We start from the raw sequence: 15,290 nt of genomic DNA, 5'->3' as shown, positions 1-15,290 counted from the left end.
TAGCAATCCAAATAAAAATGTAAATAGCACACAAAAAAGCTTGAGGAAATTTTTCAAACCTCAAGTTTTTTGACTTTAATGTGGTATGTCACTTCTTTAACTAAACCTGCTCCCGTTGCTTTAAGGAACCGACTTTTTTATTTGACTTTTTCAAGTAAATGGCCGTTAGTGCAACAAGCCCTTTACTAATATAAAAATCCAGCCAGAGCGTTATGTCTTTGACTCGATTAGATTCTTTTTCAAATAGTGAATGAATGGATGCTCGTTCTCATCCATTTTCCTCATACAAATAAAAAAACTTTGATTGACTTCCGCCTGCTCCACAAATACTCGGGCAAGTCTTCCTTGTGCTAATGCTTCATTTACGCTGCAGGCTGGCGCGAGCAACATTCCAAAACCTGCCTCAACAACCTTGATCGATTCGGGTAAGCCTTGCATTTGTATGCCTAATTTCGGTAACGGGCAATTATGGGTATAAAAAAGCGCCTCTAACAAATCACGCGATGAACTACCTCGTTCCCTGTAAATAAAATCATGTTCATGTAAATCAAAAATCGTCACCTCTTTATTTGCTAAAGGATGCGATGGGTGTACAACAAACCAAAATGGGAGATCTAGTATTTTCTCGAAGTGTAAATCTTCATGACCAATGTTACTTTGCACAACAAAGCCAAAATCGCTTTCGTAATTTAGGATGCGACGCTCAACAGATACCACATTCCCTAACGATACATATACATCGACATCTGGATTTTCTAGTTTATAACCAGCAATTAGTGGCGGTAAAATATAATCCATAGCAATATAGTTCGAAGCAATTTGCACTTTCCCCTTCTTTTCTAAAAATGTTTTAAATTTTTCATCAATCTGTTTTTCTAATTGAAACAAACGTAATCCTTGCTCATAAAGAAATTTGCCTTCAGATGTAAGCTGAATTCCTCTTCCCTTGCCAGTAATTAATTTGACCCCTATCTCCCGCTCTAGTTTTCGAACCTGAGCTGTGACAGCGGGCTGACTAATATGTAGTAAATTCGCCGCTTCGGTTATACTCCCTAGTTTAGCAACATTTGTAAAAATTCGTAGCGTATGTAAATTCATTTCTTCACCCACTAATAACTTTAATTTATGAATAAACAAAAATTATATATTTGTCTTATGAATAGTATAGCAGTAATTTAAGTGTAGGGGGGATTTGATTGAAAGCATTGTCTATAGCCATAACACCATAAACGCAAAAAATGATATCGTAATGAGAGGAGAGAAAATCTTGGTAAGTGTCTCCAAAGCAATCGTTAAAGGAAAAGAACCCCTATACCGAAGGGGAATCTTTACCTTCAGTGGTTCGCATCTTTTAAATGATTTAGTGACCACAGGGATGGTCCCGGCATTAGTTGTGCTCTATAAAAACGCGTTGCACCTTAACTATACCCAATCCACTTTAGTGGTTTTGATGTCCTATTTAACTTCATCCGTTTCTCAACCGCTTTTTGGCATGTTTGCAGATCGGAAGCCCCGGGCCTGGCTGTTCTCAGTTGGGTTGTTTTGTTCCATTATGGGGCTTGCTTTGACAGGACTGGCGCATTCCCTTCCTTGGTTGCTGCTGTTTATTTCCATTTCTGGTCTTGGTTCCGGTGCGTTCCATCCGGAAGCCTCACGGGCGACCCACCTAGCGTCCGGTACAAAAAAAGGTCTTGCCCAGGCTATTTTTCAGGTAGGCGGGAATTCCGGACAAGCCTTGGGACCCTTATTTGTTTCGCTCTATATAATTCACTCAGGGATTCATGGACTGCTATGGTTCATTCCTGTAGCGGTCTTATCCCTTGGATTAACCGGACAGATTTTGCCTTGGTTAAGTCAAAAATTAGAGTCTGTTAAACTTGATAATAAGAAGCAATTAAAAGGAAACAACAATTATCTAGGAGCAACTCTGCTTTCTAGTGTCATCATCCTGCGTTCATGGTGCCAGATTGGGGTGGTGGTCTTTTTGCCCTTTTACCTGCACAACCTTTCAATCCAGCAGTCTGAAATCCTCAGTTTCGTTTTTGTCGGAGCAGGTGCACTCGGCACATTCTTTGGCGGAGTTCTTGCAGACAAACTTGGCATGAAACGTTTACTCGTCAGCTCCATGCTGATTGCCACACCGTTTGCCCTTATTTTTCCTTATGTACATGGGGTGTTGTCGGTTCTTGTTTTGCTCTTATTTGGATTTAGTGTTCTTTCTTCTTTCTCGGTCAGTGTGGTCTATATGCAGCTCATGCTTCCCAAGAGCATTGGTCTCGCCTCCGGACTTTCGATTGGATTTGGCGTGGGAGCGGGAGGTATTGGTTCTGTTTTTATGGGAGGAATTTCGGACATCTTTGGCGTGACAACGGTGTTCACGATTCTCTCGATTCTTCCGCTTGCCGGCTCCCTTATTGCTGTCTTTTTACCGAACGATCGGAAGGAAAAGAAACAGGCAGCTTTATGACGCAAGAAAAACCGGAGATTTCCCCGGTTTTTCTTGTTCCTACTGTATCTGTGGTCACGGACCATCATTTCCACCAATCAACAAAAAAGGGCTGCACCCTCCAAAGTCGTTTTTAACGACCTTCTAGGTCAGCCCATTTTCAGTCATGTGTATTATTCATTCATCATCCGGTAAAACATAAAGGAGGAGGCTCCTATTGCTGCAGCAAATAATCCGACATAGGCAATTGTATAATAATAATACGGATCCATTTTTACCACCTTTCTACCCTGCGATAGGATGAAGAAACCAGCTTCTAGGCTGGTTTCATTAAGTAAAGGGGAGCTGTGTCATCAGGAATTATCTTTAGGTTTGTACGAACGATCTCTGCTTTGGATCGAGCCCAAAATGGAACCAAAAATAAAAGTGAATCCCGCACCAGTAAAACAGCCGAGTGCGACGTTAAAGTGGAAATTTTCATCCATTGTCCATGGAACCCCATCGACTGCCCATGGCTGTCCGGTTAAAAATTCATAAAGCAAAAACAGAATTCCGATGGCTAGTTCTACGAGCGTCAATATAAGGGTTAATCTTCCCAAATTTCGCATATTATTGCCTCCATTACATAGTAAGATTACTGTGTTGAAATGACGGAAACACCCAAAATGGGAGCAATGGTTTGGAGGTTTTTCCGGTTTTCCTTAATGAGTTTTGGAACTTTGGATTGATCCTTGTTGGAAATGGCCTCTGTTAGCTCATCAAATTTTTTGTCGATGTTTCCTGCATAGGTTTTGCCCTTTTTCACTGTTAATGGAGGCAAAATGGCGTCATGAAATTCATCGTAAAGGTTTCGTGAAAGAGTTGTGGCGTTTTCATAATCTCCTTTTGCGACATACTTCTCCATGACCTTAAATCCATAAAGCAAGTCTGAAAAGGGCGCAGTTAAGGAACGTTGGGAGTAACTAATTTTTTGTGGTTGAATATCATTTATGCTATTGTTTAGTGAATCTCCACAACCTGCAAGACCTAATGCAGTTAGTGTTCCCATCGTTACCATAAATATTTCTTTTCTCATTCTATAACCCCTTTTTTAAAAGTCCTGTTCAATAATATTCCCATTAAATAATTTTTTTAATATACCGAAGAAAAATGTACGAATATTATTCAGTATAAAAGTGATAAAGCATGTACGGCAGCGAATATTGATTAGAGCCAATGAAATGTACCATCCTTGATATATTCTTCCCAATTAATGAAAATTATTGTACCGATGAATAACAGACTGTTTGCCACTTAATACGTTCTGAATGAACGGAGCACTTGAAGAAGAGAGGACATGAGAATAAAACTTCCGAATATATTTGTAAAAATTAAATTTACTTTAGACATTGGTTCGAAAACCCACAATCTTTCCGAAAACAGCGTCCTAAAAAAATGGCTTTTTATTATTTAATACATTATAGGGGGTAATTATGGAAAGAACGTTTGAAATTTTAAAAAAGACCCCAACATTAGAAGAATTTACAAATTTATGCTCAGTTGTTGGATTAGGCGATAATATTAATTTTAATGTTGCTGAAATTTCATTAGAAAACTCCGTTCATGCCGTCTTAGTTAAGGATAACGATAAGGTCATTGGAATGGGAAGAATTGTAGGAGATGGGGCTATTTATTTCTTTATTCAAGATGTCATAGTTCATCCAAGTTATCGAGGGATGGGGCTTGGTATAGAAATAATGAATTCATTGATAGAGTACTTAGAGAATAATGCACCGAATAAGGCAATTATGGGTTTATTCATATCGAAAGGAAAGGGAACCTTTTATGATAAATACAATTTTGAGGATGTTACACCTAATATGAAAGGAGTGTATACAGTCATAAAAAAATGCGAGTAGACAGAAATTTTTATAATCAAATAAATGTATTTATCATCTTCAGGTAAGGTCAATGTGGATGAATATAGTCAAATGGCAAACCTGATTTACTTTCAAAAAGGCTGTGTTAAAGGACATTGTTGATTTTTAGCCTGTTGCTTGGAGCGGAAATCAACAGACAAGTTTAACACAGCATTCAAAAAAGAAGGCTACTGAAAATTTAGAAGCCTTCTTTTAGTATGTCTCGTATATAATTTTTCCTGTCTGTGAGGTATCGTAATCTCCTAAAGAGTTTATTTCTGACTGAAATTGCCGTGAAGATAAAATCTCTTTTACAGAGCTTATTAGTCCTTCGCTTTTAGGGGTTTTTAATATAACTAGGTCATACCTTTCTGTAATTAATGGAACAAAATCGATTCCAACTATTTTAGCAGCTTTTTCAATCCCCACCCCTACATCTGCTATTCCAGTAGAGACCGCTGAAGCAACACTTAAGTGGTTGGTTTCTTCATGATCATACCCCTTAATGTTTCTAAATGGAATCTTGTTGATTCTGAGCTGTTCATCAAGAAGAATCCTTGCTCCTGAACCCTTCTCTCTGTTCATGATTTTCACATCATCTCGTTTTAAATCAGCCCATGAGATGAGATTTAATGGGTTTCCTTTTTTTACGTACAATCCAGCTTTTCTTGAAAGAAGATTGATTAAAATAAAAGGATAACTAACCAAAATTTTTTTTATGTATGGCAGGTTATACTCGCCTGTATCCCCGTCAAACAAATGCAAACTAACGATGTCACCTTCTCCATTATACATAGAGATAAGGCTGTTTAGACTTCCTGTAAAAGATCTAAATGATTTAAAGGATGAATTTTTCTCAATGTGTTTACCAAGAATATCTAAAACGATGTCTTGTCCGCTAATTACAATGTTATGTGAATCCTTTGGTCCATTCTTGTGAAGATCCATAACAGGAGTTGTAAGAGAAGGCTCCTGATTCGTTTTATGTTTTTTTATATAATTATCCAAGTCTTTTGCATCTATTCTCATCTGTCTCCCAACACGGAATACAGGTAATTCCCCTTTTTTAACAAGGTCGTAAAGTGTTAATTTCGATACTTTTAAAAACTGTGAAACCTCTTCAATGGTATAGGAAAGCTCCTTTGACATAATATCCCTCCATCTTTTATTTTAACTTACTGCATTTAAAAGAGTAAATTTTCTATAAAAAAATGGCAAAATGTGATATTTATTCTACTCATTTTTATTATAACTGATTATAATTAGTTATATTTAATTATAATTAGTTTGAAAGGGAGAGTATGATGAAAAAATTAAGCCTTTTATTTTTCACGATGATGCTATTTTTATTAGCCTTATCTGGATGTGCAACCAAAGAACAAACGAAAAAACCAGCAGAACAGAAACAAGCAGCTTCTGAAAAGAAAGTGGAATTAACCATTTCAGCAGCAGCAAGTTTGCAGAATGCCTTAACTGACATTAAAGCAGAGTTTGCAAAAGAACATCCTAATGTAACTGTAAACTATAACTTTGGAGCTTCTGGGGCACTTCAGCAGCAAATTTCTCAGGGAGCGCCTGTCGATTTGTTCTTTTCTGCTGCTGAGGATAAATTTCAAAAATTAGTACAAGGTGGCCTTATTGAAAAGAAAAACGGAACAGATTTAGTAGGGAATGATCTTGTCTTGGTCGTACCAAAAGATTCAACTAAAGGAATTAAAACATTCGAAGATCTAACAAAAGCTGATAAGGTAGCACTTGGTACCCCTGAGTCTGTTCCAGCAGGGAAATATGGTAAGGAGACCTTAGATAAGTTAAATGTTTGGAAATCAATTGAAGGAAAAGTGGTATATGGAAAAGATGTTCGACAAGTGCTTACTTATGTAGAGACGAACAATGTTGATGCGGGAATAGTCTACAAGACGGATGCATTGACTTCTCAAAAGGTTAAAATTGTTGCAACCGCAATGGAAGACACACACGATCCGATTGTATATCCAGTAGGTGTAATAAAGAACAGCGCCCATCCAAAAGAAGCCCAGCTTTTCTACAATTATCTTCAAAATGAACAATCCATGAAGACCTTAGAAAAGTATGGATTTAAGAAACTAAAGTAGTTAAAAATGGCAACAAGCTTTTGGTCTCCTGTCCAACTATCGATTGAGATTGCATCTGTATCTGTTATATGGGTATTTATTTTAGGCTTGTTTTTTGGGAAGGTAATGGCTAATAAGAAATTTAGAGGGAAGGTTTTTCTTGATACGATTTTTCTTTTGCCGTTAGTTTTACCCCCTACAGTGGTCGGTTTCTTGTTAATTATTATTTTTGGACGGAATAGTCCAGTTGGTCAATTGATTGATTGGGTATTTAAGCAGCCTGTGATGTTTACGTGGTGGGCGGCTGTTATTGCTTCTACAGTTGTTGCATTCCCTCTTATGTATCAATCTTCAAGAACAGGATTTGAAGCAATTGATGAGGATATTGAGAATGCTGCCCGTGTGGACGGAGCAAATGAATTCAAGTTATTCTTACTTGTTTCCGTTCCTCTCGCCCTTAGAGCCATCATATCGGGTGCAATATTAAGTTTTGCTAGGGCACTGGGTGAGTTCGGAGCCACATTAATGTTTGCAGGAAATATCCCAGATAAAACCCAAACAATTCCAACAGCAATTTTTGTAGCTATTGATTCAGGCAATATGGAATTAGCTTGGTTATGGGTAACAAGTATGATAGTCATTTCATTATTAATGTTAATATGCGTGCATTTAATTAAATTATAATGCATTTAAATCCTCAATTTTCAAAAATCAAGCCAAAATAGGCTTAATTAATAGGATATTCACTTAAACTGATGCATAGTCTAGAGTGTAGCCGAAAACCCATATTTCCTCCTTAACACATAGACTTGTCAGAGATAGTCTCCATCAAAAAAAGCCCAACTTGGGCTTTTTTGTATTTTTTAATACGTTCTACTTAATAAAAGATAACTGCTCTAATGATAATTAATAAGATAAACAATACCACGATTAAATTGAAACAGCAGTGGACAAACCAGTAGTGCTCATTTTTCATGTAAGGGCCATTTAGTGGAGGAAGGATTTAAAAGTTCACATACAGAATTATTTGAGTGAAGAAACGGAGGAAAAGGAATTGAACCATGATTTTTATCGCTTATTGTTTCCTATATTGGCTACTCATACACACCTAGCTAGTTGTTCCCAAGGTGCTTTAGCAAAGCCTGTTTCAAAAGCAATTGAGGAATATCATAATAGTCTACTTCTGTCAGGGAGTAATTGGAATGAAGCAATAAGTAAAATAGAGGAGACTAGGGTGAAATTCGCAGAATTTATTGGAGCTGAAACAGACGAAGTTGCTGTATTAAGTTCTGTTTCTAATATTATTTCTGCTATTGCAACTTCCCTTCCTAATCAGCAAGAGAAAAATAAAGTCGTGTTTACGGATATAGATTTTCCAACTGTTGGTCATATATGGTTTGCACAAGACCTTTTTAAGGATAATATTTCTATAATTCGTTCTTCCAATGGCGAAATACTTCTGGAACAATATGAAAAAGAAATAACAACTGATACGCTGATTACATGTATTCCCCATGTGAATTATTACAACGGATTTAAGCAGAACGTTAGAGAGATTGCTAGTATTGCGCATAGAAAAGGCTCGCTTTTGTTCGTCGATGCTTACCAATCTGCAGGACATATTCCGATTGATGTGAAAGAGATGGATATTGATATTTTAGCAACGGGAACTCGTAAATATATGTTAGGAATTCCCGGCGTAGCGTTTATGTATATAAAAAAAGAACTAGCAGAGCAATTAAAACCAAGAGTTACTGGATGGCTAGGACAAGACCAAGCATCTTCATTTGACATTTTTAATCCCGTTTTTGCAATGGGGGCTCGTCGATTTGAAACAGGTACGCCTTCTTTTATAAGTATTTATGCAGCCTATGAGGCATTAAAATTGCTACTTGAGGTTGGAATAAGTAATATTGAAACCCATTTAAAAGAGCTAACCCAATTTGCTATACATTATGGACAAGAAAAAGGATTACATCTCATTGGACCATTATCTACTGATAATAGGACAAGCCTGATGTCTTTTCAAGTTGAAAATGCATCAAAAGTGGAAGCGATGTTAAGAGACAAAAAAATTATTGTTTCTGCGAGAAAAGATGTGATAAGAATTGCCCCTCATTTCTATAACATTAAAGATGAAATAAAATGTACAATAGATGAGCTTGTAATCTTAACAAATGGGGATTAAGCGAATATTTACTCAAACAAATCTGAATTAAGAATTGTTTGTTATTCTGTTAAAGGGCGCCATTTTTAAGTAATGAGCGCTTTTTTGTATTGGGTATTTTGTGGAGTAAAAGCTGATTTAACTTATTGTTTGTTATAATTTTAATAAGGAAAATTAGTTAAGGAGTGAATGAAATGTTAATCGGACATATCAAGGAAATTGTTCGCCATCCTGTAAAATCTTTTCATGGGGAGAGTGTGAATCAAACTAAAATTATGGAATATGGTTTGTATGGAGACCGCAGCCATGCTTTTTTAGATGATACAAGACAAGGAAAGTTTTTAACAATTACACAATTTCCAGAAATGGTTCGATATAAAGCAAGATTTGTAGGGGAAGAGTTAATGGAGAAATATCCTAAAGTTGAAATAATGACACCTGAAGGTAAGGTATTCGATTGGGGTGATGAAGAACTAACCAAAGAAATAGAAAACAAATCAGAACGAAAAATCTCTCCAGTTACATATAACCCTTCCCATGTACCTTTAGGGGCCATTGAGGAAGAAAATATTCAACTAGTAACCGATTCCTCATTAGAAAAATTAAAAGAAATATGGGGAAAGGCAGAAGTTAATCATCGACGTTTTCGTCCTAATTTACTTATAACATTAAAAGAAAAAATCCCATTCATCGAGGAAAAGTGGTTTGGCAAACGAATGAAAATAGGAAGAGAAGTAGAAATTCAATTAAAAAGACATTGTGAAAGGTGCATGATTATTACAGTTGATCCTGATAATGCAGAGCGTGATTCGACTTTGCTCAAAACGGTTGTAAAGGAAAGAAATAATCATTTTGGCGTTTACGCTTCGGTGATAAAAACAGGTGCAATTCATGTGGGGGATGAAGTCCTTCTAATCGAATGACCTTTAAATAATCAGCATTCCACAAACGGGCGCAGTTGTAGTTGCGGCACCTTTTTCTTGTTCCGTTAGTCATTCCATAAAAGCGCGCTATTGTTTAATAAAACTTCAACTTTTAAACGAATATGATACCGATTTGTTAAATGAAAATGAGAAAAGCCGGGCAAACTGCCCGGCTTTTCTTATTAAAGGTTCTATTTGTAGATGCTGCATAATTATTTGGTATTCTCTAAAATACTGCGAATTTTATCTGAATAAATTTTGGCTAAAGAATTAGAGGTATATTTAAAATTGGCTATGCTGGCTTTTTTCGGGATGCCCATATCAACCCATTGACGATCAAGTTTTGCAAGAATAAATCGAGGGTCTGCTTCATTATTATCTTCATTGAAACTGGCATAGCTGGAGCCGCCATCACCTAAATCAATTTTTGTACCATCATTTAATTCTATTATGTAATAAAAATCACCTTTTGAGGAACCTAAGAATTGCTTTTTCCCATAAATACCCGCGGTGATTTTAGTGATATTGTTGTAGCTGTATTCCTTTCCCTGAGGTATGAGGAAAGAATGGTTGATAATTTTATTATTCGTTACAACCGCCACATCTGTGACAATAGCATAAAACAACATAATGTTCAGAATGCCGAAAATGGGGAATACCGTTCTACGATGTTTTTTATAAAATCTGGAAAACCATTTTCTTAAATCCTTATATACAAGAAGGGAAAGACCAAACATTAGGTAAAACTCATAAATAAAAACAAATCTTGATGCAGGAGATTTAATAACCCATATGAGGGAATTATTGGGGACAAGTAATTTTTCTTGAATAAATGAAATGAATGCAAAAATAGCTACCGATAAAATAATCACAGCAATTAAACCCAATAAGCCCAATAACATCGATTTTAGCGTTCTCAATAAATACAGCCCCTGACTTATCCATTTGTTTGAGAAGGTATTACCTAATATTATAGGGTAAACATTTCATATAAAAAAGGATGTGATAATAGACTTTATTGATGAGCGTTATTTGTTGTTATTTTTGTTGGCGATTTTCAATTATAGGGCGCATAGCTTGAACATGAAGGCGTCCTTCCCTTATTGGACCATTTAATGATTATCTTTGTTATGGTAAAATTACCCATAATAACGAGCGTTTTTTAACCTTTTAGAATGAAATTGAAAGAGGAGGGTTCGTATATGTCGCAAACCATCATACCTAGAGCTGCTGTGCTTGGGATAGCTTCTGGAGTTATCTTTATGGCATTTTTCGGCACTCTGTGGGCGGGAATTGGAATTAGAGGACTGCAGGGCTGGGGATTTCTCTGGCTGTTGACCTTATCCTTGTTGGTTGGTGTTATACTGCTAATTGGCGGAATCGTATTGATCATGAAGTCAAAAAGGTTATCAAACAAGATGGTGGAAGGTGATTCCCATGGTTGGAAACGAAGGAATATGTGGTTCGGTATTATTTTCGGTTTAGAAGGCGTGTTGATTGCTGCCGCCTCCGCAATTTGTGTGTCTACTAATCACTTGGATTTGTTTGTCCCAGTCATGGCTCTTATTGTCGGTGCTCATTTCTTTCCCCTAGCACACCTTTTCCAGGTCAAGATCTATTATATTTCAGGTTCACTCCTTTGTTTGCTCTCGGCAATCACACTGCTTACTCTACCTGTAAGAGTTACCTGGGAGAATCATCAAATTGTGGTATGGTGGACATCTGTCGGTTTTGGCTCAGCCCTGATATTGTGGGTGACCGGGGTGTCAGTTTGGCTAAAAGGCCATAGATTGCTGAACAGGGCTGGGAATCGATCCAAAGAAGATGATGTAACTTTTAGGTTGTAATGCTTCCTTTAATGGAATCGAACAATTTAGTGTAAAAAGGGGGGAATCGGGTGCTTAAAATAAACAAAAAGTCCGACAAATTAATTATTGTCGTTCACGAAATATATGGAATTAACCAACATATGGTGGATTTATCTGAATTACTATCAGAACAAAATTTTGATGTCATTTGTCCCAATTTATTAGACCAAGAAAAACCCTTTGATTATCCTCAAGAGGTAAAGGCTTACCATAATTTCATGGATAATGTAGGTTTCACAAATGGATTAGATAAAGTAAAAAATATATTATTAGATATTCAAGATACGTATTCAAAAATATTTATAATTGGATTTAGTGTAGGTGCAACGATTGCTTGGTTGTGTAGTGAGGAAGAATGTGTGGATGGTATTGTTGGATACTATGGTTCACGTATTAGGGACTATGTGAATATATATCCAAAATGTCCGATGTTGTTATTTTTTCCGAAAGTAGAAAAATCATTTAATGTTGATGAATTCGTTTCAACTTTAAATAAATTAAATATAGATGTACATATATGTAGTGGTGAACACGGATTTAGTGATCCATACTCTTCTAAATACAATGAAGAATTAGCTCAAACTACATTTAGAGAAACATTGCATTTCTTCAAAAATAACTAAATTTTTTATTCAGAAATCGGGGGCATTACTTGAACAGCCAGGCTGCTATAGCCGGCTGTTTAATTCTTTAACAAAGAGCAGAATAGCGGAATAAAATCCTGAAAAACCAAATAGTCTTATATGATACCACTGTACAGGAAGGATGAAGATAGAAGTTGAAAAAATAAACAAACTGTTTATGATTCAATCGCGAGGACCGTTGTTAGGTGTCCTAGGAAACTGTCGAGGTGATTGTTAGTGGATACGAATCTATCGTCGAAACCACCGCAATCAAAATCAGCCGTTTGGGCTGGGATTGCTGTTTTTGTATGGTCCATTGCTTATATGCTCCCACACCTATATTGGGCTTTAGGCGGAAGAATAGGACTGTCCCTACTAAAACCCAGTGTGGCTGAATCTCCCCATTTTGAATTAATTAATTGGGTCGCGTTACCAATCTTTATTGCTGCGGGACTCGTAGGTCTTGGTTTCATTTATTTAGGGAAAAGTAAAATTCTGCGCACATTGTTGTTTTCCATATCTGTGTTAGGGTGTTCGATAGCCACTGCTCATGGTATTTTTGGCATTATCTATCGTGGCTTGCAAATCGCAGGTGTGATTGGCTTGGATAATGGAACATTTCATATCCCCGATGATATATACGTGGTGTGGGATTTGGTCATCTTCGAACCGTGGTTTTTGATAGAGGGCATTTTACTTGCCATTGCAGGATGGTGTCATTTGAAAGGAGCGCGGAGCAGGAAAATTTGGCTTGCAGTGTGTATGCTTGGCACGATTGTTGGGTTGGTCACAGGGATACTGGGTGTTCGATTTGCATAGGTAATGTGTTATAGATGCTGAGTGATGAGCTGCGGGTACTGTTAAACCGAGGTAAATACCTTACGAGGGGCAATATGCCGTTGTCAAGTTCTTACTATAACGGCACGAGTGACCGAAATTCGAAGTAGAAAAGGCGAGAAAATTATAAAGTTATTTATGAATTAAAACCCTAGTACCAATTGGAACTAAAGATGATAATTCTAGAACATCATGATTAAACATTCTAATACATCCATGCGAAACATTCTTACCTATAGAAGATGGATTATTTGTTCCGTGTATACCGTAATGAGGTTTTGACAATCCCATCCAAAGCACGCCGAATGGACCGCCAGGGTTAGGATCCTTGTTGACAATCGTATATGTTCCTGTAGGTGTTGGAGATAATATTTTTCCAACTGCAATTGGGTAAGTTTTTAAAAGCCTGTGGCGATCAAAAAGTTTTAATTGGTGTTTTGATGTTGAGACATCAATCCATTTTGCCATCAAGATCACTCCATTTTTTGAATAGTTTATGAAGTGAATCAGGTATTTGTTCATTAACAAGAATTTGGTGGACAATTACTAAGAAGAATTAGTCTTTTATTTGATAAACAAAACTGAAAGTACACAACCCAATGGACCTAACGGCGAATATTTTCGATAGATAAATAATAGGTGCCAGGCATTTGTCGAATGCTCTTTCGTCAAGTGCCTAGCACCTGGGCCATTTAATGCAATAAGACTTCTAAACGGGACTAGATAATTATGTTAATAATGGTGTGAGATTATGAATAAATGTAACTTAAAGGAGGATTTAGTTATAACGAAAGCGATCAACGGTTGGCAGAATTCGTCCGCGAGCTTTACAAGGATATCCAAGAGAATGAACCAGTAATTTCTTAGGAGGGTTGTGATCAACATCAAGATTAGGAATTTTTATTATATGATTGCAGGCGTTCTTGCGATGCTGTTTGCCGTCACGCATGCATGGAACGGGCAATCCGCTGTGCTGCCGACGCTCGACATTAGGACGATGTCCACGGATACCCGGACGGTATTCACGTATGTTTGGCACATTATAACGGCGGAAAATCTGGTCTTCGGCATCGCATTCATTTTTATGTCATTCCAAAGTGAGCGATCGAAGATCCGTTTTGCCGCATGGATGATCGCGGCGATCCTGATCGTCCGACTGATGGTCATACTTGGTGTAACGGCAATACTTGACGTTTCGGCTCTTACGGATACGTTTATAGATTCGATTGCTATCGTAATCTATGTTGCCTTGATCATACTGGGCACAACTATGAAGAAAAAACAGTCCGCTGGTTAGCACTACAGTAACAGAGATGTCCGAATGTGGTTTTAAAATAAAGTCACGATGTTTGTAAAAAAGATACGATACTTTACCCCTTTGGATATGCTTTGTCTAAAGGGTCTTTTCGTGTTAAAAATAACATAACTTTATTCCGTAATAGGGCGCTATCCTGGATAAGCGCCCATTTTTCATTTTAGGGCCATTTAATTTAGAAATCTTAATAAAAGGACTTGAACCTAACGTAACGTCAGGTTGTATAGTAAAGTTGCCGGCAATAATTAATCGTACGAAATGAGGGGATGGTCATAAATAAGAGTTGGAAAATAGGTGAATTGGCAAAACAAACCGGATTAACCGTACGTACTCTTCATTACTATGACCACATTGGCTTATTTTCTCCATCCGAGGTTACAAACTCGGGACATAGAATTTATTCCGAAAGAGATATTGCTAAATTGCAACAAATTCTATCCCTTAAACAATTAGGATTGTCCTTGGAAAAGATTAAAGACACGATTGAAAACCCTAATTTTAACCCAATAGGAGTAATTAAAATACAGTTAGAAACGGTTAAAAAGCAAATAGAAGTACAAGAACAGTTGTATAGTCGGTTAAAAGGCATGTACGAAGTTCTTTCAAATCAACAAGAGGTACAGCCCGAACAATTTATTAAATTAATTGAGGTGATCAATATGAGTGAAAAATACTTTACGCAAGAACAATTAGAAAAAATGAAAAAACAGACAGAACAATTTAGTTCAGAGGATAAAAAGGAAATCGAAAATCAATGGTTAGAGCTAATTGCTAACATTCGTACAGAATTAGAAAAGAACACTCCGGCTAATCACCCGGAAATTATAAAGTTAGCTAAACGTTGGCAAGAATTGACTAACAAGTTTACTGGCGGAGACTCTGAAATCGTCAAAGCTGCTGAACGTTTCCATGCTGAGAATCCAAATAATCCATTCCAATATGGAGTAGATGAAGAGCTTTATAAATATATTCAAAAGGCTATGTCACGTATTTAAAATCAATACCTTAAGCAATCGAGCGCTTTCCTTTAATAAGGAAGGTGCTTTATTCCATATTTTTAGAAACAAAGCTAATTTGAAAAATATGATTGAGGAGTTATCTAAAGCTTAACAGGGTGCTG

The 15,290-nt window shown here is 36.8% G+C and carries 18 protein-coding genes; 11 read left to right on the top strand and 7 right to left on the bottom strand.

Annotated elements, in window-relative coordinates; all coding sequences use genetic code 11:
- Positions 1-210 precede the first annotated feature (210 nt).
- Positions 211-1,098 carry a LysR family transcriptional regulator gene (locus BIV60_RS20150; protein WP_071357502.1) on the bottom strand — a complete coding sequence of 296 codons (888 nt, stop codon included), beginning with the start codon at positions 1,096-1,098 and terminating at the stop codon, positions 211-213.
- A gap of 151 nt (positions 1,099-1,249) precedes the next feature.
- Here BIV60_RS20150 and BIV60_RS20145 point away from each other — a divergent pair, with 151 nt between their 5' ends.
- Entirely contained in the window at positions 1,250-2,467 is a 1,218-nt protein-coding gene (locus tag BIV60_RS20145) for an MFS transporter (protein WP_071357550.1), read from the top strand.
- Positions 2,468-2,799: 332 nt separating this feature from the next.
- Here BIV60_RS20145 and BIV60_RS20140 read toward each other — a convergent pair whose 3' ends face one another.
- Both BIV60_RS20140 and BIV60_RS20135 read right to left on the bottom strand, forming a co-directional pair.
- A complete protein-coding gene (locus BIV60_RS20140) occupies positions 2,800-3,054 on the bottom strand; it encodes a hypothetical protein (protein ID WP_071357501.1) in 255 nt (84 codons plus the stop codon).
- A 26-nt stretch (positions 3,055-3,080) separates the two neighbouring features.
- Positions 3,081-3,521, bottom strand: a complete 441-nt coding sequence (locus BIV60_RS20135) for a hypothetical protein (RefSeq protein ID WP_071357500.1) — start codon at positions 3,519-3,521, stop codon at positions 3,081-3,083.
- Positions 3,522-3,918: 397 nt separating this feature from the next.
- Here BIV60_RS20135 and BIV60_RS20130 point away from each other — a divergent pair, with 397 nt between their 5' ends.
- Entirely contained in the window at positions 3,919-4,344 is a 426-nt protein-coding gene (locus BIV60_RS20130) for a GNAT family N-acetyltransferase (RefSeq protein ID WP_071357499.1), read from the top strand.
- Positions 4,345-4,557: 213 nt separating this feature from the next.
- Here the strand turns inward: BIV60_RS20130 and BIV60_RS20125 are convergent, their stop codons facing one another.
- Positions 4,558-5,493, bottom strand: a complete 936-nt coding sequence (locus BIV60_RS20125; protein ID WP_071357498.1) for a substrate-binding domain-containing protein — start codon at positions 5,491-5,493, stop codon at positions 4,558-4,560.
- A gap of 152 nt (positions 5,494-5,645) precedes the next feature.
- Here BIV60_RS20125 and modA point away from each other — a divergent pair, with 152 nt between their 5' ends.
- The gene (gene modA, locus BIV60_RS20120; protein ID WP_177177352.1) at positions 5,646-6,458 is read left to right on the top strand and encodes a molybdate ABC transporter substrate-binding protein; all 813 of its coding nucleotides are present in this window, start codon (positions 5,646-5,648) and stop codon (positions 6,456-6,458) included.
- Positions 6,459-6,464: 6 nt separating this feature from the next.
- Complete coding sequence (modB, locus tag BIV60_RS20115; protein ID WP_071357496.1) at positions 6,465-7,121, top strand: molybdate ABC transporter permease subunit; 657 nt, start codon at positions 6,465-6,467, stop codon at positions 7,119-7,121.
- Positions 7,122-7,314: 193 nt separating this feature from the next.
- Here the strand turns inward: modB and BIV60_RS31040 are convergent, their stop codons facing one another.
- On the bottom strand, positions 7,315-7,413 hold the full coding sequence (locus BIV60_RS31040; protein ID WP_083402354.1) for a YjcZ family sporulation protein: 99 nt from the start codon (positions 7,411-7,413) through the stop codon (positions 7,315-7,317).
- 78 nt (positions 7,414-7,491) lie between these two features.
- On the opposite strand from BIV60_RS31040, the gene BIV60_RS20110 reads away from it, so the two are divergent.
- Together BIV60_RS20110 and BIV60_RS20105 are read left to right on the top strand one after the other, a co-directional pair.
- Positions 7,492-8,625 (top strand): aminotransferase class V-fold PLP-dependent enzyme, encoded by a 1,134-nt coding sequence (locus tag BIV60_RS20110; RefSeq protein WP_071357549.1) that lies wholly within the window; start codon positions 7,492-7,494, stop codon positions 8,623-8,625.
- A 173-nt stretch (positions 8,626-8,798) separates the two neighbouring features.
- A complete protein-coding gene (locus BIV60_RS20105) occupies positions 8,799-9,527 on the top strand; it encodes an MOSC domain-containing protein (RefSeq protein ID WP_071357495.1) in 729 nt (242 codons plus the stop codon).
- Positions 9,528-9,739: 212 nt separating this feature from the next.
- Here BIV60_RS20105 and BIV60_RS20100 read toward each other — a convergent pair whose 3' ends face one another.
- Entirely contained in the window at positions 9,740-10,447 is a 708-nt protein-coding gene (locus BIV60_RS20100; protein WP_071357494.1) for a hypothetical protein, read from the bottom strand.
- A 282-nt stretch (positions 10,448-10,729) separates the two neighbouring features.
- Here BIV60_RS20100 and BIV60_RS20095 point away from each other — a divergent pair, with 282 nt between their 5' ends.
- The 3 genes from BIV60_RS20095 (at position 10,730) to BIV60_RS20085 (ending at position 12,837) form a co-directional block, all read left to right on the top strand.
- On the top strand, positions 10,730-11,374 hold the full coding sequence (locus tag BIV60_RS20095) for a DUF7010 family protein (protein ID WP_071357493.1): 645 nt from the start codon (positions 10,730-10,732) through the stop codon (positions 11,372-11,374).
- Positions 11,375-11,424: 50 nt separating this feature from the next.
- On the top strand, positions 11,425-12,018 hold the full coding sequence (locus tag BIV60_RS20090) for a dienelactone hydrolase family protein (protein ID WP_071357492.1): 594 nt from the start codon (positions 11,425-11,427) through the stop codon (positions 12,016-12,018).
- A 237-nt stretch (positions 12,019-12,255) separates the two neighbouring features.
- Positions 12,256-12,837 carry a DUF3995 domain-containing protein gene (locus BIV60_RS20085; protein WP_071357491.1) on the top strand — a complete coding sequence of 194 codons (582 nt, stop codon included), beginning with the start codon at positions 12,256-12,258 and terminating at the stop codon, positions 12,835-12,837.
- 150 nt (positions 12,838-12,987) lie between these two features.
- On the opposite strand, the gene BIV60_RS20080 is transcribed toward BIV60_RS20085, so the two are convergent.
- Positions 12,988-13,323 carry a L,D-transpeptidase gene (locus tag BIV60_RS20080; protein WP_071357490.1) on the bottom strand — a complete coding sequence of 112 codons (336 nt, stop codon included), beginning with the start codon at positions 13,321-13,323 and terminating at the stop codon, positions 12,988-12,990.
- 406 nt (positions 13,324-13,729) lie between these two features.
- Between BIV60_RS20080 and BIV60_RS20075 the strand changes: the two genes are divergently transcribed.
- Positions 13,730-14,152, top strand: coding sequence for a hypothetical protein (locus tag BIV60_RS20075; protein WP_177177351.1), 423 nt, complete (start codon positions 13,730-13,732; stop codon positions 14,150-14,152).
- A gap of 317 nt (positions 14,153-14,469) precedes the next feature.
- Entirely contained in the window at positions 14,470-15,165 is a 696-nt protein-coding gene (locus BIV60_RS20070) for a MerR family transcriptional regulator (protein ID WP_256218476.1), read from the top strand.
- The last annotated feature ends 125 nt before the right edge of the window (positions 15,166-15,290 follow it).

The organism is Bacillus sp. MUM 116 (assembly GCF_001866655.1).
Classification (GTDB): domain Bacteria; phylum Bacillota; class Bacilli; order Bacillales; family Cytobacillaceae; genus Neobacillus.
Note: the sequence above shows the minus strand (reverse complement) of the source record. Positions and strands in the feature narration are given on the sequence as shown.